The organism is Lacihabitans lacunae (assembly GCF_042649125.1).
Classification (GTDB): domain Bacteria; phylum Bacteroidota; class Bacteroidia; order Cytophagales; family Spirosomataceae; genus Leadbetterella; species Leadbetterella lacunae.
The window spans coordinates 3,564,597-3,583,837 of the sequence record NZ_JBHRYQ010000001.1; the positions used below are offsets into that span (position 1 = coordinate 3,564,597).

The following is a 19,241-nucleotide window of genomic DNA, read 5'->3' on the forward strand; positions in this document are numbered from 1 at the left end:
GAAAATTAACCTCTTAATTTATTTAGCAAACCGATGTCGATGGTTCTGATGTTTCGGTATATCATTACTATTATGGCTAGGCCTACGGCTACTTCAGCGGCGGCAACTGCCATAATAAAAAATACGAAAATCTGGCCATTGGGGTCAGATCTGTAAGAAGAATAAGCTATTAACAATAAATTGACAGCATTTAACATCAATTCTATTGACATAAAAATGATGATTGCATTTCTTCTGATGAGTACGCCCACAATACCTATAACAAATAACATAGTAGCTAACAAAACATAGTTTGTAAGCTGAATTTGCATAAATACATTCGGGATTTGGTCTAAGTTACTTTCAAACATGCTATTGGGTATATTTGACTAAATTTTCCGCAAAATTAATATTAATTCGAGTAAAAAACTCTAAAAAGCATAAAATGTTATTTCATCATTTGGATTTTGATTTCCGTTAGTTTCCTTTTTGTATCTAACGGGAAGTCATTATTTAAAATCCAATCGTAATATTGAGGTTCTTTTTTAAGCACGTCCTCTACTTTTTTACCGCTGAATTTTCCAAAGTTAAATACTATTTCACCTTTTGCATTTAAAGTCATTCGTTGGGCAAAGTCTACAAGGTTGCTTGAGCTTAATTTATGGAGGCTATCCATGTCATTTTGAATCGGTTCATACTCCTCTCCTTTTTCATTTTTCAGTTTTACACCTTCGTATTTTTCAACTTGGGCACAAACCACCTCGAGCGTAGCCAATGTATCGGCTTCAGCACTGTGAGCGTTTTCAAGTGATTTGTTGCAGTAGAACTTGTAAGCCGCTACTAATGTTCTAGGCTCCATCATATGAAATATACGTTGAGCATCTATAAACCTTCTGTTTTTTACATCAAAAAGCGTATTGTCAACTCTCAAAAACTCTTCGACCAACATCGGTATATCAAATCTATTGCTATTAAAACCCGCAAGGTCACAACCTTCTAAAAACTGAGATAAAGATTTGGCTAGTTGTTTAAATAGAGGCTCGTCTTTTACATCTTCGTCATAAATTCCATGTATTAAACTTGACTCTAATGGAATTGGCATTCCTGGATTGATCCTTTTAGTTTTTACCTCTACTGTGCCATCTATATTGGCTTTGGCAATAGAAATCTCTACTATTTTATCTTTCGAAATATTTACTCCTGTGGTTTCTAGGTCGAAAAAAGCCACAGGTTTCTTAAGTTTGAGCGTATGTGTTATCATCTAAATCGCATTTTTTTTGAAGTGCTATTCTAATGGGCAAAAATAGGGAAACAATTTAGGATTATGGGAACATAAGAGGTTTAAGATTCAATTAATTGATATTTTTATATCCTTTTATCAAATGATTTAAATTTTTGTCCGATTGATTGCGTTTGATGTGTAAGATTTTAAAAATCATTTTTTGAGTAAATCGCACAGAATTATTTTTTTAAAAGATTCGTTCTAGTTTTAAGTCAATAATAAATCAAACTATGTGGGTTAATTTTGAAGAGCTGCCCCAAAGCAGCAGAATTTGGATATATCAAGCAAATAGAGCTTTAAGTGAAAATGAACAAGTCGCTATTTCAGAAGTTTTGAAAGAAGGGATTTTTAGCTGGAATGCTCATGGTGCTCCATTACTAGGGTCTTTTAAATTTGAAAATAGTCGTTTTCTTATTATTGGCTTAAACGAAGATCAAAATGCCGCAAGTGGTTGTTCAATAGATTCGTCTACAAAATGGATAAAACAAATTAATGAGCGTTTTAATATTGACTTTTTTGATCGATCATTGATTTATCTTGAAAATGGTGAACTTCAGGTTTGTAGCATTTTCGGAGTAAAAAAAGCTATTTCAGAGGGGAAAATTAAACCTACAACTACAATTTTTAACAATCAAATCACGTTGTTAAGTCAGCTAGAAGATAATTGGAAAATTAAGGCTGATAATAGTTTCTATAATCGCTTTTTTGAAACAGCAATTTAAAGCAAACAAAAATATTAGATTTTGAAAAACAGTATGCTTGCATACTGTTTTTTGTTTTTATATCTTTGATTCATCAACAAAACATTTAAATATAATGAGCTTAAAAAACCTTGAAGGGCTTAATTTTCAGTTATCTGAAGAGCATATTGCGGTCAAAGACGCTGCGAGAGACTTTGCCCAAAATGATTTATTGCCTGGCGTAATTGAAAGAGATATACACGTTAAGTTTCCTAAAGAAGAAGCGAAAAAAATGGGAGAGCTTGGCTTTATGGGCATGATGGTAGACGCCAAATATGGTGGAAGCGGCATGGACACTTTGAGCTACGTGCTGGCAATGGAAGAAATTTGCAAAGTAGACGCATCGGCTGGCGTAATTATGTCTGTCAATAATTCATTGGTTTGTTATGGCCTAGCAGCATATGGTTCAGAAGAACAAAAAGTGAGGTTTTTGACGCCCTTAGCTTCGGGTCAAGTAATAGGTGCATTCTGTTTGTCGGAGCCCGAAGCTGGTTCTGATGCCACTTCTCAACGTACCACAGCCGAAGATAAAGGCGATCATTATTTATTAAATGGCACTAAAAACTGGATTACAAACGGAGACTCTTCGTCTATTTGTTTAGTAATGGCCCAAACCAATCCAGAATTAAAACATAAAGGTATAAATTGTTTAATTGTAGAAAAGGGTACGCCTGGCTTTGCTATTGGAAACAAAGAAGACAAAATGGGAATCAGAGCATCAGATACACACTCACTGATGTTTTCGGATGTGAAAGTTCCAAAAGAGAATAGAATAGGAGCCGAGGGCTTTGGTTTTAAGTTTGCCATGAGCACCCTCAATGGAGGAAGAATAGGCATAGCCGCCCAAGCATTAGGCATAGCCGCTGGAGCATTTGATTTATCCGTAAAATATGCGAAAGAAAGAAAAACCTTCGGAAAGCCTATAGCAGAGCACCAAGCGATTCAGTTTAAGTTAGCAGAAATGCGTACAAAAATAGAGGCTGCTCGATGGATGGTCTACAAAGCTGCAAGAGACAAAGATTCTGGCAATGATTATGTAGAGTCAGCCGCAATGGCAAAATATTATGCTTCAGAAGTAGCGATGTGGGCCACTACGGAAGCCGTACAGATTCACGGCGGTTATGGATATGTGAGAGAGTTTCACGTAGAAAGAATGATGCGTGATGCCAAAATTACGCAGATTTATGAAGGAACCACAGAGATACAGAAGATGGTAATTGCGAGAGAAATTTTAAAGTAAATCTATAAAAAATACCATATAGGGCCTTTTGGCCCTTTTATTGTATCCTATGTTTATTACATAATTTGAGGATAGAATGCATTTATCAGCACCGCTCAATAATTAGACGATTTTTATATTTTTCATTAATAATTCAAAGAAACGTATAACAAAAAGAACAATTTTAAATGTTTGGGGTATTTGAACCTAAATTATTTATTATTAGTTTTGTACAATACATAGAAAAAGCGAAAATTACATTTAACTTAAAAAAAAGCGAACTAGAAACTGAATATTATGGAAGATTATAATAAAATCATCGAGTCTTTGGGCGTAAAGTTTGGAAAAGCACGCCACATTAATATCCTTCAACCCATTAAGATTAAAAACTTTTATGATGTTGAAAATACGTTATTGGTTTTATATAACGGTGACGTAAGAATAGAAGGAGTCGATGAAAAAATAGAAGTTGGAGATATATTGTTTATCCCTGGAGGTAAGGCTACAACCATTACCTATGGTGTAGGTGAGCCCAAGCCAATATCTTTTGAGGAGTTTATGACCAGAAGAGAAAATTATTTCGAGGCCATGCATGAGCCTTCTGAAATAGGTATCGTTAAAAACTCATTTGGACTAATATCATTTGAAGCTAAGGTGTTTGACTCAGTAAACTTTTTTACTTCGTTAGATATTCCTCCATTTTTTATATACAAAGATTCAAAGTTAGCTCAGTTAATAAAAGAAATATTAATTGAAGACTTCACCGACGAAGCTGGTAGAGGTAGAGTAATTGCTAACAAAACTGAAGAAGCGGTAATTGAAGTTATCAGATATATACTTAGAAATAGAATGTTTGTGGAGCAGTTGGCTACAAACAGTACATATTTCAAAGATCCGAGATTGATTGACATATTCACGTATATCAAAAACAATATTTCGGGTGACTTGTCAAACAAGCAACTGGCTAATGTTGCCAATGTATCGGAAGATTATGTAGGTCAATATTTCAAAATGTTGACTGGAATTAATCCTCAAGATTACATTGAATACCAAAGAATGGAAGAAGCTGTAAACTTACTTCGTACTTCTAAAAAGAGTATCAGGGCCATTGGTTCGGAAGTTGGTTATAAAGACACCGCGTATTTCTGTCGAAGATTTAAAATGATGTTTGGTATTCCGGCAGGAAAAATGAGAAGAAGAGAATCTCTAATGATTGGAAAATAATCAATAGAAAATAGATAATTGAAAGCCGAAGTTGTCTTCGGCTTTTTTTGTGCTTTTTATAATTCTAGTTTTAAGCCTTGGTAAGAAACATTAAATCCAGCTTTAATGACTGCTGTATATTCAGCAGAATCTTTTGATAAAAGGGGATTGGTATGATTAAAATGAATAAAATAAACTCTCGATTTTTGGCCGGCTGTTAAGTTATTTAAAACTTCCATAGTTTCACTTACAAACGGATGTGGCACTTCTGACATAGGTCGGTTTATCTCTCCATCTTTAAAAAAAGTGCCATCTAAAAGTAAATAGTCATTTTCCTTAACTAGGTCTGCAAGGTTCTTTTCCCATTTCGACCATTTGTCTATGTCTGGTATGTAAATTAAGCTTTTGGAACTACTGCTGATTTTGTAACCAACGGTTTCCGAAAACTCATCTCTATGTGGCACCAAAAACGACTCAACTTTTAGGTTTGAATTTAGTTGGACAGGCTTTTGGGTGTCTTTTAATTCTATATTTCCAAGAGTTACTAACTGGCTCCAAGGGCCATTATTTTCTAAAAAAAGCTTCATTTTTGGCCTCACAAATACTCTCAGTTTGGATGTACTCATGGCCTCTCTGCCCAAATAAACAAGGCCAGTATAGTGTCCAATATGAGCATGTGTGAGAAATATTCCACCTAAAGTACTGCTTTTTATGCTGTGGTACAAAAGGTTGTTTTGAGTAGTAAAGTCCGGTGTAGCATCAAAAATCCAATATGAACTTTTGGTTTCATTTACCAAAGCTATACTTGCTACATTTTGCCGTAGGCTTGGGTCATAATGCAAAGCTTCACAGCACTTTTTTGGGCATCCAGCTTGTGGGTATCCAGCATCTTGAGCAATCCCTAAAACCTCAACATATGACCGCTGAGCTAATATTTCGCTTGGATAAAACGTAGAGAGTAGAAAACAAAAAAGTATATTTCTCATTTTATTCTACCTTAAGCGTGCAAAACAGCTTCTTTTTCTAAAAGAGAAACAAAGATTAGGTTTTTTTCGTGAATACTACCGGGAACAAACAAGAAACGTTTGTCAAATAGCTTGTCATTTATCCAAAAGCTAATCCAATACTCATTGTTTAAGCTAAATACGCTTGGATCAATTCTTTCTATAGGAATTGAAGCCAAAGCATCCACTTCGTCGAAGAAATGTCTCAAAGTGCTAGTTTTTATTTCTTCTCCATTTTCTTTTGTTCCAAAACCTGAAGAGTTAACCAATATGTTTTTTAGGCCAACATTTCCATAGTTTACCAAATGTACTTCCCATTGTTCGTCTCCATCTAAGTTGGGGCAAATAGCCACACTTACATCTTTGGTTTCTGGAATTTCTATATCTTTTATCATTTAACTGCTTTTAGGCTAAGGTCTAAACTTTTTACTGAGTGAGTAAGGTATCCCATCGAGACATAGTCTACCCCGCATAAAGCATAATCTCTCACTGTTTCAGGAGTAATTCCTCCAGAAGCTTCTACTGGGAACCTGCCATCAATTATTACTAGGGCTTTTTTGATATCCTCAAATGAGAAGTTGTCAAGCATGATTCGTATAACCCCACCTATTTCTAGTACTTGTTTTAGCTCGTCTATATTTCTGACTTCTATCTCTATCGGGATGTTTAAATTCTTTGTTTCGAGATATTTTTGTGCTGAAAGTAAAGCTTCTTTAATGCCTCCTGCGTAATCAACATGATTATCTTTGATTAAAATCATGTCAAATAATCCAAATCTATGATTTACTCCACCCCCAATTTTAACTGCCCATTTTTCTATTAATCTAAAATTTGGTGTAGTTTTTCTAGTATCGAGCACTTTGCATTTTGTCCCCTCCAGCTTCTGCACAATTTCGCTAGTTACAGTAGCAATTCCGCTCATTCTTTGCATACAGTTAAGCACTAGTCTCTCAGCAGTTAAAATGGATCGGTCTCGGCCTTCCACATAAAGCACGATATCTCCATATTTGATAGGTTCTCCGTCTTTGATTAAAACCTCTATTTTCAGCTCAGGATCTACGGTCTTAAAAATCAATTCGGCCAATTCCACCCCAGCCAAAATTCCATTGTCTTTAACCAAAAGTCTGGCTTTACCCACTGCATTTTCAGGAACAGTAGATAATGAGGTATGATCTACTTCTCTAACATCTTCTAAAAGGGCGGCATTTATAAAAGCCAACAAGTCTTCTTTTGTTATTTCCATCGTATGTTTTTTTACAAAAATAAGCTCAATCGTTGTATTTGTATAAGAAATTCAAATATTTAAGCTTAATCTTCGTCATCAAAACGACTTCCGCCAATACTTTTTCCAAAAAACAAGGCATTTAAAAACAACTTATTAGTACCGTACCAAAACGCTCTAAAGTTAGGGTTGTCAGAAAAACTGATGATGTTTCCGCCTCCATATCTTTGTGTAATAACTGCAGGGCTATTTTTAAATCTTTCTATATTTTTTGGATGCACATATCCAGCTAATAATGGTTTGTCTGAATAAATTACAGGCGTATCATAAGGATTTTTGGTGTCTTCGAATGCAATATTATTTACTTTAAAAACCGCAAGGTCTGATTGCTTATAGCCAAAACAAATTGGATTTGATTCGTCGATTTTCGCTTCTAAGATAGCTCCACTCGTAACCATAGCTCCGTCATAGTTAGATTTTAGGTCAAATGGTCTTTTAGATTTTCCATCATTTGAAGCGTACGGCTTCGTGGTCACGCCCCCAATTTTTTTCTGTGCAAGCCATGTGGCTCCGTCACCAAGAGCAATTAATGTATTTCCGCCTTTTAGAAACTGGCGAATAGCGTCTTCATTTAAGGCATTGTATCTTCCCTGATTGATTATTATGTGTGTATATTCACTTAAGTCTAGTTGGTTTACTTGATTAATATCAGCAAAACTTAATGGGAAATTTACCCTTTGGTCTAGCAAATGCCAAACCTCGCCTGCGTCATTATTATCTACTCCATCTCCAACAATCATTAAAGCTTTTGGTATTTCTAGCTTTTTAAACTTCTCGCTTCCCATATTTATACCACTTAATGTCATACCCGTTTTTTGGGCATAAAAAGTGATTCCATCACGCTCCGCTAGTTTTTTTAATAATTCACTTGGGTCTTTTTGTTCACATTGAATTTGGATTGTACCATAACTAAAGCTTTTAGTTTTTCCGTTTAAATCAACCGTAAATGGCGACATGGCATATCTCAAGGTGTAGCCTTTTTCTAAAAGTTCATAAGCCGCTCTCGGGGCAAAATAAGCATCCCATTCAAATAAGTAAGAGTAAGAACTTTCGCCTATTACCTCGCCTTTGAGTTTGGGTGCATCCGTCACTTTTTCTCCTAAGCTTATTTGAGTTTTAGTTTCAGCGTAAGGCACATTCATACACAGTGGCAGTGTCCATGCAGAAATATCATAAAATGCACTGTCAAGAAAAGAGGTACGTTTTTCAAATAACGAAAGTACAAGTCTGTGTTTGGCTTGGTTAAGGGGAACTATGTATGAGTTCGACTTTTCAAATTCTAGGTTGCCAATTTTTTCTGCTCTGTTTAACTTATATACTTCCACTTTGTTTCTGAGCATCACGTTCACCATTTCATTTACTCTTGCCTCGTCATTTCCACCACCAAAAACGAAGGCCTTTATGTCAGAAGTAGGTTTTTCTTGATAAAAGTCTTTCATATAGGTCAATAACTCCTTTCTCATTTCTTTTGAAGCTTTTAGCGTAGAAAGAGTGGCCGAAAATTGATTCTTTATAGTAAACGGAAAACTTAAAAGGCCATTGTTGGTATTTTGTAAATGCCCTCTTGAAGACGCCTGTTCAAACAATATGCCGATTGATCCATTTACGTCAGGAAGTGTAGAGCCTTTGCCGTAGTAGAAATCGTCGTAGTTTTCTTTTGTGTAATAGTAAGAACCTATTTTGTCAAGTCCTTTTCCGTGGTAAGTGCCTATTTTGCCTGTTAGTTCTATGTTTTTTGCTGGTGTAAGCGGGTGTGTACGAATTGGAATTCCGGGTTGGAAGAAAAACGTAGAGCCACTTCCCATTTCGTGGTGGTCAGTTAAAACGTTTGGTAGCCATGCATAAAACTTCTCAAGTCTACCTTTGCTTTCGGGCAATTGTTGGTAAAGCCAATCTCTATTTAAGTCAAACCAATAATGGTTCGTTCTGCCTCCCGGCCAAGTTTCTTTAAACTCCCTTGAATTTGGGTCTGAAACTAAATTTGTGCTTTTGTTTTGATTTACCCAAGTGGCAAATCTATTTCCACCGTCAGGGTTAATACAAGGATCAATTAAAATTACGCTTTCTTTTAGCAATGAATCTATGCTTGGTCCTTGAGCTGCAGCTAAGTAGTAAATAGACAAAAGGGATGAATTTGTCCCACTTGCCTCGTTTCCATGTACAGAATATCCCATCCATACTACTATTGGCATTTCGTCAATTTTGAGCTTAGCGGATTCGCTTTGGTTAGCGATTTTCTGATGAGTTTCTCTTATTTGGTCAATATTGGCCAAGTTTTCAGGCGAAGAGACCGTGACAAACAATAGCTCTCTATTTTCAAAGCTTTTAGCGTAGGTATCTATTTTTATTCTATTTGAATGTTTTGCTACTTCTCTGTAATACGCATACGTTTCGTAAGGACTTACGTGTTGGTCGCCCACTTCATATCCCAAAAACGATTTAGGGGTTGGTATTTTGGAGTCGTAGGTGACATTTGTTGGCAAATAATAATTTAGACTAGTTTGTGCATTTGAAACCAAAGGGATAAGGTACAAGCACAATATATAGACGAGTTTTTTCATAAGGGTAGTTTGTTGATAATGTGTACAATTTAAATCTAATATAAGAATTTTTGAATAAGTGCTAAGCCACAAATTTGAAATTGGTAAAAAGAATAGACGAATGCCGTTTTTTTTTATATTTGTTTGCATTTCATTTTTTCAAACTACCTAAACTTAAAAGCAACATGAAAAAAATCGTCCTGTTTTTTCTCACATTATTATTTAGTTGTCAAGGTCTTTTTGCCCAAAATAAAAAAGCGAAAGTTGCTGTCCCTGATAAACTTGAACTTTTAAAGCAAGAAGCGATTTTAAAAATCGATAATAATGCAAAACTTACCCAAGAAATAAATGACATGCTGTTTAGTTTTGGGGAGTTGGGTTTTCAAGAGTTTGAAACTTCAAAATATTTAACCAAACTATTAGAAGAAAAAGGTTTTACGATTGAAAGAGGAATTGCTGGAGTTCCGACAGCATGGATAGCCAAATGGGGCTCAGGCAAACCCGTAATCGCGATTGGTTCTGATGTAGATTGTATTCCGAAGGCATCACAAAAACCAGGCGTGGCATATAAAGACCCGATAGTTGAGGGTGCTCCTGGACATGGTGAAGGCCATAATTCAGGACAAGCACTCAATATTACGGCGGCATTGGCGGTAAAAGAATTAATGGAGAAAGAAGGCATTTCAGGCACATTGATGCTTTGGCCAGGAGTGGCGGAAGAGCTTGTAGGTACCAAGGCCATATTTGTAAGAGAAGGGTATTTTAAAGATGTAGATGCCTGTATTTTTACCCATGTGGGAGACAATTTGGGTGTTTCGTGGGGAGATGCTGGAAACACGGGTTTGGTATCTGTAAAATTTCATTTTGAGGGTGCTGCCGCTCATGCTGCGGGTGCTCCTTGGAGGGGCAAGTCTGCCTTAGATGCTGTAGAGCTAATGAACATCGGTTGGAATTTTAAAAGGGAGCATTTGGAAACTACGCAACGGTCTCATTATGTGATTTCAGATGGAGGCGATCAACCTAACGTAGTTCCTTCTAAAGCTACCGTTTGGTATTATTTTAGAGAAAGAACGTACCCGAAAATTAAGAACTTGTTTGATAACGGGATAAAAATGGCCCAAGGTGCTTCTATTATGACAGACACTAAATTCACCTACGAGATTTTAGGTAGTGCTTGGCCGGGACATTTTAATAAGCCAATGGCAGCTACGGCTTATGCCAATATACGAAGAGTTAGTTTGCCAAAATGGTCATATGAAGATCAGTTATTGGCTAAAGCATCGCAAATAGAACTTCAATCTAGTTCGGTTGAGGGTTTGGCAATGGTTTTAGATTCTGTGAGTGAGCCCGTTTATTCTCCTTTGGTTTTGAGACAAGGTGGCTCAGACGATATCGCGGATATTTCATGGAGTGTTCCCACAATTGTTTTGCGTTATCCTTCTAATATGCCAGGTATGCCAGGGCACCATTGGGCAAATGCCATTACAATGGCGACACCTATAGCCCACAAAGGCTGCACTGCAGGAGCCAAAGTAGAGGCATTGACTATTTTGGACATGTTAATGAAACCTGAAATTATCAAAGAAGCGTGGGAGTATTACAACACTGTACAGACCAAAGACATTAAGTATACGCCTTTGATTTCAAATCAAGACCAGCCTGCTATAAAGTTGAATGCTGTCATTATGGAAGAGTTTCGTCCTGAAATGAAGAAATATTACTATGACCCAAGCAAGTATACTACCTATTTGGAGCAGTTGGGAATTACTTACCCAACAGTAAAACCGGAGCACATTGAAAAAATAAAAGCGATGAAATAAAGGCTTATCTTTTAAAAGATTTAAAAAGGCTCCAAACTTTCATGATGACTACACCAAAAACGGCTTCTCTGAATATTTTGGTAGACATCTTACTTTGGCCGAGGGTTCTGTCCGTAAAAATGATAGGAACCTCGGTCATTTTAAATTTAAACAAGTAGGCATTAAACTTCATCTCGATCTGAAAAGCATAACCCACAAAGGTAATTTTATCCAAAGGAATGGTGCTGAGGACCTCTTTCGAATAGCAAATAAAACCACCCGTTGGGTCCATTATGGGCATTCTGGTTATAAACCTTACATACACACCTGCAAAATAAGACATCAAGACTCTTCCGATCGGCCAGTTAACAACATTGACTCCGTTAATATATCGCGAGCCCACGGCTACGTCAAACTTGTCTTCATGACAGGCTTTAAATAAACGTACTAAGTCATTTGGATTATGCGAAAAATCGGCATCCATTTCATAAATATAGTCGTAGCCTTTGGCCAATGCCCATTTAAAACCATGGATATAGGCGGTCCCTAGTCCTAGTTTGCCCTTTCTTTCTTCTAAGAATAAATTTGTGGTAAATTCATTCTGAAGTTCTTTTATCTTCTTGCCTGTTCCATCTGGAGAACCATCGTCTACAATTAACAAATCAAAAGGAACTTCAAGGCTAAAAACTTTTCTAACTATAGCCTCTATGTTTTCTATTTCATTGTACGTCGGGACGATGACTAGGTTTTTCATTTGCATTGTTTAGGTTTAAGGAGTCTTTTCTTTCCGTCAGAATTTTTTCTGCGTTTTCATAAATTTTTAACATTTGATTCTTGTCATCTGCGAAAAGGTCAAAGTTTTTGGCAAATTTTGCCGAATCGGTTTTATATTTTGCGAATACTTTATTGGCTAAATACGAATAAGCTATTCTCGCCGAATCACCTTGATTAAAAGCCAAGCGATTGACCTTGTTTTCAGTGATTTGCAATTCAGCTATAATTTTGGACATAGTCTCCTTGTCAATGTCTGTCTTTTGAGATTTACTTTGACAGGCAGAAATAGCCCAAATCAAATAAATAAATACTATTTTTATGCCAAGGTTATTCACAAGCGAGTTTTTTTTAATTAACGGTAACAAAAATAGAATAACAATATTAATCTAAAGCAGATTGTGCCTTAAAATTCCTTAATAAAAAGTAGTGAGAGAGATAATATCCAAACTTAACAAGTACGAAATTAGAATCAGGAAGGCTGTTACGTCTCATATGAGGGGTAACTTTAGTTCTGTTTTTAAAGGTACCGGATTGGAGTTTAGCGACCTCCGAACCTATCAATATGGCGATGACGTAAGAGCCATAGACTGGATAACTACTGCTAAGGGACATGGAGCTTATGTGAAGATTTTTAAGGAAGAAAAAGAGCAAACTGTGTTTTTTATGCTCGACGTAAGTGGCTCTCAAGAAGTAGGAAAGGAGGGAAATCTCAAAATAGATACCGCCAAAGAAATCTGTGGAGTACTATGTTTGTCTGCCATCAAGGAAGCAAGTCAAGTGGGGTTATATTGTTTTTCGGATCAAAAAGAATTGTATTTGAAGCCCGAAACTGGCATGAAGCAAGCATATTCTATAATATCAAAAATTTTTAGGTTGGTGCCGAAATCGCTAAAAACGAATATCGAAGACGGAATTTCATTTGCGTTAAATATTCTGAAAAGAAAAAGTGTCGTTATACTTATTTCAGACTTTTTAGATAAAAATTATTTGCACAATTTAAAAGCACTTGCTCGAAAACACGACTTGGTTGTAATTCATATTTATGACAAAAGAGAGGTGAATTTGCCAAACTTGGGCATTGTGCCGGTTTTTGATAAAGAAACTTTAAAAACCATGTGGATCAATACCAGTTCATATTTGTTTAAAAGAGAAATGAAGGATGTTTTTGAAGAAAATCAGTCATTTTTAGAAAAACTGTGTAAACAACAAAAAGCAAGTTATATCGCTATAGAGTCAGGTTCAGATTATGTTTCAAGTCTTATTCAGTTATTTAGATTCCGAAAATGAGACATTTTTTTTCTATCATATTTATTTTTAGTTGCACTTTGGCTGTTGCTCAGCGAAAACCCGAAGGCAAGTTTTTAGAAGATTCATTGGTAATTGGAAGGCCGGTTCAGTTTGCTTTGTCTTATATCCATGACAACAAAAGCGACTTGGTTTTTCCAGATTCTAACTTTAATTTTTCTCCGTTTAAGCTTATTGAAATATCATACTCGCCAACCAAATCGGTGGGAAGTCAAAGTATGGACAGCGTGGTTTATAAACTCGTTACCTACCATATAGACAGCACATATAAGTTATCGCTCCCTATTTATGCTTTAAACTCAAAGACCAAAATTTATAGTAAACCGAGTGTTATTTATTTCAAATCTCAGCTTGACACCTCAGCATTGAAAGACCAGGCATTGAAACAAAAGCTAATATTTTATCCAATAAATCAGGATTTTAATCTTCCGAAACTACTTTATTTTGTACTTGTGTTTTTGTTAAGTAGTTTAATTTTCTATTTAATTTTTGGTAAAATTATTCGTAACCAATGGGAGCTAGCCAAGTTTATAAGAAAACATAAGGATTTTGCTTCAGCATTTAAGAAGCTATCAAAGAAGCCCAAAAACAAACAAAATATCAGTGACGGACTTATTCTTTGGAAAAACCACATGGAGAATATATTGAGAAAGCCTTTTTCTTCTATGACAACCAAGGAGATTTCTTTTCAGCTCAAAAACCCTAGGCTAACCACTGCACTTACAGAATTTGACACGGCTATTTATGGAGGTGTGGTATCCGATCAAATGTCTTTTGCTTTTAATATTTTATTTGAAATTGCCTCTGATTCAAACAAAATGGCATTAAAAGCCATGAAAGACAAGTTTAAAGCTTAAGTGTTTGCAATATAAAGCAAGAATTAACTGTTATATGCAAATTGTCTATAAAGGCTTCTTAAATTTGTGAAAAAAATCGAATAAGTATAAATATGAAAAATCCAGTTGTAATATTTGGAGCAGGGAAATTAGGTAGATTAGCCTTAGATATATTTTCAAGTAATGAGGTTTTAATCTATGGTTTTTTGGATTCTGACGAAAAACTACATAACACGGAAGTTTCAGAGGTAGTGGTTTTAGGTGATACCATGGATGATGGTTTTTTGAAAATCATTGGCAATAAAACCGAGGCATTTGTAGCTATCGAGCATAAAACAGAAAAGGAGAAGATAGTTAAAATGCTAATGGATCGCCGTAAAACGATGCCCGTAAATGCGATTCACGCCAAAGCGATAGTGTCAGAAGAAGCAGAGATTGGCCATGGAAACTTAATAGGCCCAGGTGCAATAGTAAACCACGGAGCAAAAGTAGGAAATCATAACGTGCTTAATTCGGGGGTTATAGTTGATGTTCTTGCCCAAATAGAAGAGTTTGTAGAAATAGGAACTGGAGCAATTATTAATTCTGAAGCCGTAATAGAGAGCGGAGCTTTTATTGGCTCTGGTGTAATTGTGGTTTCAGGCGTAAGAATAGGAAAAAACGCGAGAATAGGAGCGGGTTCTGTAGTTATTGAAGACGTAAAAGAGGGTGTAACTGTATTTGGAAATCCTGCAGTAGCACTAAAAAAATAAATCAGGAAAAGAAAAGTGGGGAGCTGAATTTGATTCAGTTCCCCATTTAATTATAAAGCTTCTAATATATTTTTCAAAGCAGCTTGCACAGACCAAACTCTGTTTCCAGCCTGTTGAATCACCACTGAGTCTGGGCTATCTAGCACCTCATCGGCAACTTTAAGTCCTCTTCTTACAGGCAAACAATGCATAAACTTACCATTATTGGTTAAAGCCATTTTTTCTGGGGTAATTCTCCAAGCGGGGTCTTGGGTTAGCACCTGCCCGTAATGCTCAAACGATGACCAGTTTTTGGTATAAATAAAGTCAGCACCAGCAAATGCTTCCTCTTGGTTATGAACCACCTTTGTGTTTTTGATATATTCCGGCGACAAGTCGTAACCTTCGGGGTTTGCAATCACAAATTCATAGTCTGTTTTAAGTACCCACTCCGCAAAAGAGTTTGCTACAGCCTGAGGCAACGGCTTAAAATGAGGAGCCCAAGTCAACACTACTTTTGGCCTTTCTACTACTTTTAGCTCTTCAATAGTTATCAAATCTGCCAAAGACTGACACGGATGGCGAGTAGCTGACTCCAAGTTAATTATTGGAACACCAGCATATTTTCTAAATTTCTCCAAAACCGTTTCTTCGTAGTCAGCATCTCTATCTTTTAATTCAGCAAAAGCTCTCACAGCCAAAACATCACAATATTGGCCCAAAACTGCCGCAGCTTCTTTAATATGCTCCGCTTTTCCTTGGTCCATTATTACACCATCTTCAAACTCAAGTTGCCACGAATCTGCTCCAACGTTCATTACGATGACATTCATGCCTAAGTTTAATGCCGCTTTTTGAGTAGAAATACGTGTTCTTAAACTAGAGTTAAAAAACAGAAGACCGATGGTTTTGTTTTTCCCCAAATGCTGGAAAGAAAACGGATCAGCTTTTAAGGCTCTTCCTTGTTTTACTAATTCCGGTACACTTTCTAAGTCATTTAGGTTTATAAAATGCTTCATTAAAAAATTAATTTGATCTGTAATTGTAGCAAAAGTAATATTTCTAGGTTTTTAATATTCATTAATTTCCAAAAAAGTATTTTCAAATTTCTTAATTTGGGCTCAAATGCGGGTTTGAAAATAAAAGAAAGGATGAAAATTAGCTGTGAAAATGTGGAAGTTCATAGAAATGAGCTTGTTGTGCTGAAAGATATTAATTTTGAATTAGCGGAAAACACAAACTATTTGGTTTTAGGAGAAGGCGGCTCTGGCAAAAGTACGTTTTTAGATGTTTTGGCTGGGAAGTTATTTGCAACGAAAGGTCAAGTGAAAAGAAATGTTAAAACTATATTGGTGCCGAGAGATTATGGTTTTCATAAAATAGTTGGGGCAGCTTACCAATATTATCAGCAACGTTTTAATGCTTTCGATTCCGAAATTGGCCCAACTGTCTACGAAGTTTTACAGAATCAAATTATTCCGATTGGTACAGTAGACTTAAAATCGATTGAGTTAAAAAAGCCAGAATACGATGATTCCTGGGTATTGGATGTTACCGAAATGCTAAAAATCTCTCATTTACTGCAAAGAAAAATCACGTCGCTCTCAAATGGTGAAACCAGGCGTACGCTAATAGCCTTTTCGCTTCTTCAGCGGCCAGAAGTACTTTTGCTTGACAATCCGTTCACTGGACTTGACATCGCAAGTCGTGAGGCATTAAAAGCTATTTTAGGAAGCTTAAAACACACCCAAGTTATAATGGCATGTTCACTTAACGACGCACCCGAAAGTTTCGATACCATCATCGCTTTAGAAAACGGAGAAATTAAATATGAAGGCCCTAAATCAAACTATACAGAAACCTCAATCTCAACAGATAGCGTAAATGATATACTAAAGGGAATCAATCTCGAAAATAGTTTTGACGATTTTGAAATCGCGATTAAACTTGAAAGCGGTTTTGTGAACTATGGAGAAAAAGTAGTCCTTGATAACGTAAATTGGGAAGTAAAAAAAGGAGAACGTTGGGCACTTACGGGGCCAAATGGCTCTGGCAAAAGTTCATTGTTGAGTCTGCTGACGGGAGATAATCCACAATGCTATAAAAACAAGCTGACTATGTTTGATAAAAGACGCGGCTCAGGCGAAAGTATTTGGGACTTAAAGAAAAAAATAGGTTTTGTGTCCCCTGAGTTGCATCTTTATTTTAACAAAAACATTACCGTCTGGAAAGCCGTAGGCTCGGTTTTTTTTGATTCAGCAGGTTTGTACAATAAACTAACCGAAGAGCAATTGGATATTATTCACAAATACTTGGCTTTGATGGGAATTTTACCATTAAAAGACAGAAGGCTCATTCAGTTGTCTTTTGGTCAACAAAGACTCGTGTTTTTAGCTCGAGCGTTGGTTAAAAATCCACCACTTCTACTTTTAGACGAACCCTGCCAAGGATTAGATTATAACCAAATGGTGTATTTCAGAACCATACTTGAGAAAATCTTGGCAGCATATCCCAAAACGTTGGTTTTTGTGACACACTACGAAGACGAAATACCGAATGCAGTTAATAAACGTATCAACCTTTTTGATGGGCGAGTGATAGAAAAAGGCTTATAATTCAAATTTGAATTTTTCTTTAATAGGGATACATTTTCCGTCAGTGTCTGTACACGTTTGACAGTTGATTTTGCCTTCTATTACAGCGTTTGGTTTTAGTATTTTTACTTTTTGTGTAAACCTTGCCTCTTTAATAAAATAGTGGACATTGCCACCCCAAATGTCGTCATGTTTTACTTTCGGGTTAATAGCTTGTACTTTTCCGATTGTTTGATAGGAAGCGTTAGGAGTAAATGTGATTTCGGTAGGAGTGGGTCCTTCAACTTTTAGCTCGGAACTGTATAAATACCAGTTTTTCTCTATTTTGGCAATAAACGTAAGTGTTACTGTATCACCAACTTTTGATTTAACTTTTGGACTTTCAAAAGACCATTTGGCAGGTTTTAGTATTTCTGCTGAGGCCAATGTTAGGCCAAGTATACAAAGCAGGGCTATTTTTTTCATTCTTCTAAAATTATAATGTGAAAGATTCTCCTTGACTTGGAATTAATATATTTTGGAAGCCTTCGGTCATGAGTTTTTCTTTAAAAGAGGTTTGCGTCTCTATTTCTCCATGAACCAAGAATACTTTTTTTACCAATGCGGCATTTTGACATTTCAATAATTCTATTATTTCGGAATAATCAGCATGTGCCGAAAACGAGTCCATAATGGCTATTCTTGCTTTTACGATTTTTTCGTCACCAAAAATATTTACTGATGACCGACCTGATTTTAGAGCATATCCCAAAGAGTTTGGCGAACAGTATCCGACCATAAGTATTGTATTTTTAGGATTTTCTACATTGTTTGCGATATGATGCTTTACTCTTCCTGCCTCAGCCATTCCTGACGAAGAAATGATAATGCATGGCATTTTAGAAAAGTTTAAGGCTTTTGATTCATTAACGTCTGTAATGTAGTTCAAGTTATCAAATCCAAATGCATCTCCGTCTTTTTCGATGTAACTCAATATTTCCGGATTGAAGTCTTCACGGTGCCTTTTCATCACAAACGTGGCTTTTACTGAAAGTGGGCTGTCTACATAAACCGGAATTCGAGGTAGTTTTCCTTCGCTTTCGAGCTGATCTAACGCATATACAAGTTCTTGGGTTCTATCTACCGAAAATGCCGGAATGATAAGTTTTCCGCCTTTGTCAACACATGTTTCTTTTACTATTTTAAGCAAATGTGACTTCATATCTACCTCAGGTTCGTGTAGTCTATTCCCATACGTAGATTCACAAATCAGATAATCTACTTGTGGGAAAGCATCTGGGCTACGTAAGATTTTATCATTTGGCCTGCCAATGTCGCCTGTAAAAAATATCCTTTTAGTTTCATCGCCCTCTTCTATGGTCATAAAAATACCAGCACTTCCTAGTATGTGTCCGGCATTGTAATATTCAACTTTAAAGCCCTCTTCTAGCATAAATGGTTCATAAAGCTTAATATCTACGAAAAGACTTAAGGCTTGTTCCGCATCTTTTTCGTCATAAAGAGGCTCTATTTCTTCTTCGTTTCTTTTTCTGCGTCTTCTGTTAACTCTTTCCAGATCTCTTTTTTGAATTCCGGCAGAATCCATTAGCATAATTTCACAGAGGCTTTTGGTGGCAGCGGTGCAATATATCGGTCCTTTAAAGCCAAGCTTTACTAATCTCGGTATTAGGCCAGAATGGTCAATATGTGCATGAGAAAGTAACAAAACATCCACTTCGGCAGGGTTAAAGCCAAACTTCAGATTTAAATCACTGGTGTTTATACCCTGAAAAAGTCCACAATCTAGCAGCACTTTGGTGCCTAGTTTGGTGGTTATCATATGTTTGCTACCTGTTACGCGTTGTGCTGCTCCAAAAAACTGTAATTTCATGATGTGTATTATTTAAGGTTAACATTTGCAAATTAAGGATTTTAATCTAAAATCCTTAATGAAAAGTAAAGTTTCAAAAGTTA

19 protein-coding genes are annotated in these 19,241 nt (G+C 36.2%); 8 read left to right on the forward strand and 11 right to left on the reverse strand.

The window, feature by feature from the left end; translation table 11 throughout:
• Positions 1–5: 5 nt before the first annotated feature.
• Positions 6–350, reverse strand: a complete 345-nt coding sequence (gene nuoK / locus ACFOOI_RS15390) for an NADH-quinone oxidoreductase subunit NuoK (RefSeq protein ID WP_379838904.1) — start codon at positions 348–350, stop codon at positions 6–8.
• 77 nt (positions 351–427) lie between these two features.
• Entirely contained in the window at positions 428–1,240 is an 813-nt protein-coding gene (locus ACFOOI_RS15395; protein WP_379838905.1) for an exonuclease domain-containing protein, read from the reverse strand.
• A gap of 251 nt (positions 1,241–1,491) precedes the next feature.
• Here ACFOOI_RS15395 and ACFOOI_RS15400 point away from each other — a divergent pair, with 251 nt between their 5' ends.
• The 3 genes from ACFOOI_RS15400 to ACFOOI_RS15410 all read left to right on the forward strand — a co-directional run bounded on the left by ACFOOI_RS15400 (position 1,492) and on the right by ACFOOI_RS15410 (position 4,444).
• Positions 1,492–1,983, forward strand: a complete 492-nt coding sequence (locus ACFOOI_RS15400; protein ID WP_379838906.1) for a hypothetical protein — start codon at positions 1,492–1,494, stop codon at positions 1,981–1,983.
• Between the two features lie 94 nt (positions 1,984–2,077).
• On the forward strand, positions 2,078–3,241 hold the full coding sequence (locus ACFOOI_RS15405; RefSeq protein WP_379838907.1) for an acyl-CoA dehydrogenase: 1,164 nt from the start codon (positions 2,078–2,080) through the stop codon (positions 3,239–3,241).
• A 276-nt stretch (positions 3,242–3,517) separates the two neighbouring features.
• On the forward strand, positions 3,518–4,444 hold the full coding sequence (locus ACFOOI_RS15410; protein ID WP_379838908.1) for a helix-turn-helix domain-containing protein: 927 nt from the start codon (positions 3,518–3,520) through the stop codon (positions 4,442–4,444).
• Between the two features lie 56 nt (positions 4,445–4,500).
• On the opposite strand, the gene ACFOOI_RS15415 is transcribed toward ACFOOI_RS15410, so the two are convergent.
• The 4 genes from ACFOOI_RS15415 to ACFOOI_RS15430 all read right to left on the reverse strand — a co-directional run bounded on the left by ACFOOI_RS15415 (position 4,501) and on the right by ACFOOI_RS15430 (position 9,270).
• Entirely contained in the window at positions 4,501–5,409 is a 909-nt protein-coding gene (locus tag ACFOOI_RS15415) for an MBL fold metallo-hydrolase (protein ID WP_379838909.1), read from the reverse strand.
• 11 nt (positions 5,410–5,420) lie between these two features.
• Positions 5,421–5,822, reverse strand: coding sequence for a hypothetical protein (locus tag ACFOOI_RS15420; protein ID WP_379838910.1), 402 nt, complete (start codon positions 5,820–5,822; stop codon positions 5,421–5,423).
• Positions 5,819–6,670, reverse strand: coding sequence for a carboxylating nicotinate-nucleotide diphosphorylase (gene nadC / locus ACFOOI_RS15425; RefSeq protein WP_379838911.1), 852 nt, complete (start codon positions 6,668–6,670; stop codon positions 5,819–5,821). Before nadC ends, ACFOOI_RS15420 begins: the two co-directional genes overlap by 4 nt.
• 65 nt (positions 6,671–6,735) lie before the next feature.
• Positions 6,736–9,270 carry a M14 metallopeptidase family protein gene (locus ACFOOI_RS15430; RefSeq protein WP_379838912.1) on the reverse strand — a complete coding sequence of 845 codons (2,535 nt, stop codon included), beginning with the start codon at positions 9,268–9,270 and terminating at the stop codon, positions 6,736–6,738.
• Between the two features lie 164 nt (positions 9,271–9,434).
• Here ACFOOI_RS15430 and ACFOOI_RS15435 point away from each other — a divergent pair, with 164 nt between their 5' ends.
• A complete protein-coding gene (locus ACFOOI_RS15435) occupies positions 9,435–11,069 on the forward strand; it encodes an amidohydrolase (protein ID WP_379838913.1) in 1,635 nt (544 codons plus the stop codon).
• Between the two features lie 4 nt (positions 11,070–11,073).
• Here ACFOOI_RS15435 and ACFOOI_RS15440 read toward each other — a convergent pair whose 3' ends face one another.
• Together ACFOOI_RS15440 and ACFOOI_RS15445 are read right to left on the reverse strand one after the other, a co-directional pair.
• On the reverse strand, positions 11,074–11,802 hold the full coding sequence (locus tag ACFOOI_RS15440; protein WP_379838914.1) for a polyprenol monophosphomannose synthase: 729 nt from the start codon (positions 11,800–11,802) through the stop codon (positions 11,074–11,076).
• Positions 11,768–12,157: a DUF4296 domain-containing protein gene (locus ACFOOI_RS15445; RefSeq protein ID WP_379838916.1), complete on the reverse strand. Its 390-nt coding sequence runs from the start codon at positions 12,155–12,157 to the stop codon at positions 11,768–11,770. The genes ACFOOI_RS15440 and ACFOOI_RS15445 overlap by 35 nt, the downstream gene beginning before the upstream one ends.
• Before the next feature lie 91 nt (positions 12,158–12,248).
• Here ACFOOI_RS15445 and ACFOOI_RS15450 point away from each other — a divergent pair, with 91 nt between their 5' ends.
• The 3 genes from ACFOOI_RS15450 to ACFOOI_RS15460 all read left to right on the forward strand — a co-directional run bounded on the left by ACFOOI_RS15450 (position 12,249) and on the right by ACFOOI_RS15460 (position 14,715).
• Positions 12,249–13,109: a DUF58 domain-containing protein gene (locus ACFOOI_RS15450; protein WP_379838917.1), complete on the forward strand. Its 861-nt coding sequence runs from the start codon at positions 12,249–12,251 to the stop codon at positions 13,107–13,109.
• Positions 13,106–13,984, forward strand: a complete 879-nt coding sequence (locus tag ACFOOI_RS15455; RefSeq protein ID WP_379838918.1) for a hypothetical protein — start codon at positions 13,106–13,108, stop codon at positions 13,982–13,984. Before ACFOOI_RS15450 ends, ACFOOI_RS15455 begins: the two co-directional genes overlap by 4 nt.
• A 92-nt stretch (positions 13,985–14,076) precedes the next feature.
• Complete coding sequence (locus ACFOOI_RS15460; RefSeq protein ID WP_379838919.1) at positions 14,077–14,715, forward strand: NeuD/PglB/VioB family sugar acetyltransferase; 639 nt, start codon at positions 14,077–14,079, stop codon at positions 14,713–14,715.
• Between the two features lie 50 nt (positions 14,716–14,765).
• Here the strand turns inward: ACFOOI_RS15460 and ACFOOI_RS15465 are convergent, their stop codons facing one another.
• Positions 14,766–15,713, reverse strand: a complete 948-nt coding sequence (locus ACFOOI_RS15465; protein ID WP_379838920.1) for an N-acetylornithine carbamoyltransferase — start codon at positions 15,711–15,713, stop codon at positions 14,766–14,768.
• A gap of 132 nt (positions 15,714–15,845) precedes the next feature.
• Here ACFOOI_RS15465 and ACFOOI_RS15470 point away from each other — a divergent pair, with 132 nt between their 5' ends.
• Positions 15,846–17,309, forward strand: coding sequence for an ATP-binding cassette domain-containing protein (locus ACFOOI_RS15470; RefSeq protein ID WP_379838921.1), 1,464 nt, complete (start codon positions 15,846–15,848; stop codon positions 17,307–17,309).
• Here ACFOOI_RS15470 and ACFOOI_RS15475 read toward each other — a convergent pair.
• Positions 17,304–17,753 carry a protein-disulfide reductase DsbD domain-containing protein gene (locus tag ACFOOI_RS15475; RefSeq protein ID WP_379838922.1) on the reverse strand — a complete coding sequence of 150 codons (450 nt, stop codon included), beginning with the start codon at positions 17,751–17,753 and terminating at the stop codon, positions 17,304–17,306. The genes ACFOOI_RS15470 and ACFOOI_RS15475 overlap by 6 nt on opposite strands.
• Before the next feature lie 10 nt (positions 17,754–17,763).
• Positions 17,764–19,158: an MBL fold metallo-hydrolase RNA specificity domain-containing protein gene (locus ACFOOI_RS15480; RefSeq protein ID WP_379838923.1), complete on the reverse strand. Its 1,395-nt coding sequence runs from the start codon at positions 19,156–19,158 to the stop codon at positions 17,764–17,766.
• Between the last annotated feature and the right edge of the window lie 83 nt (positions 19,159–19,241).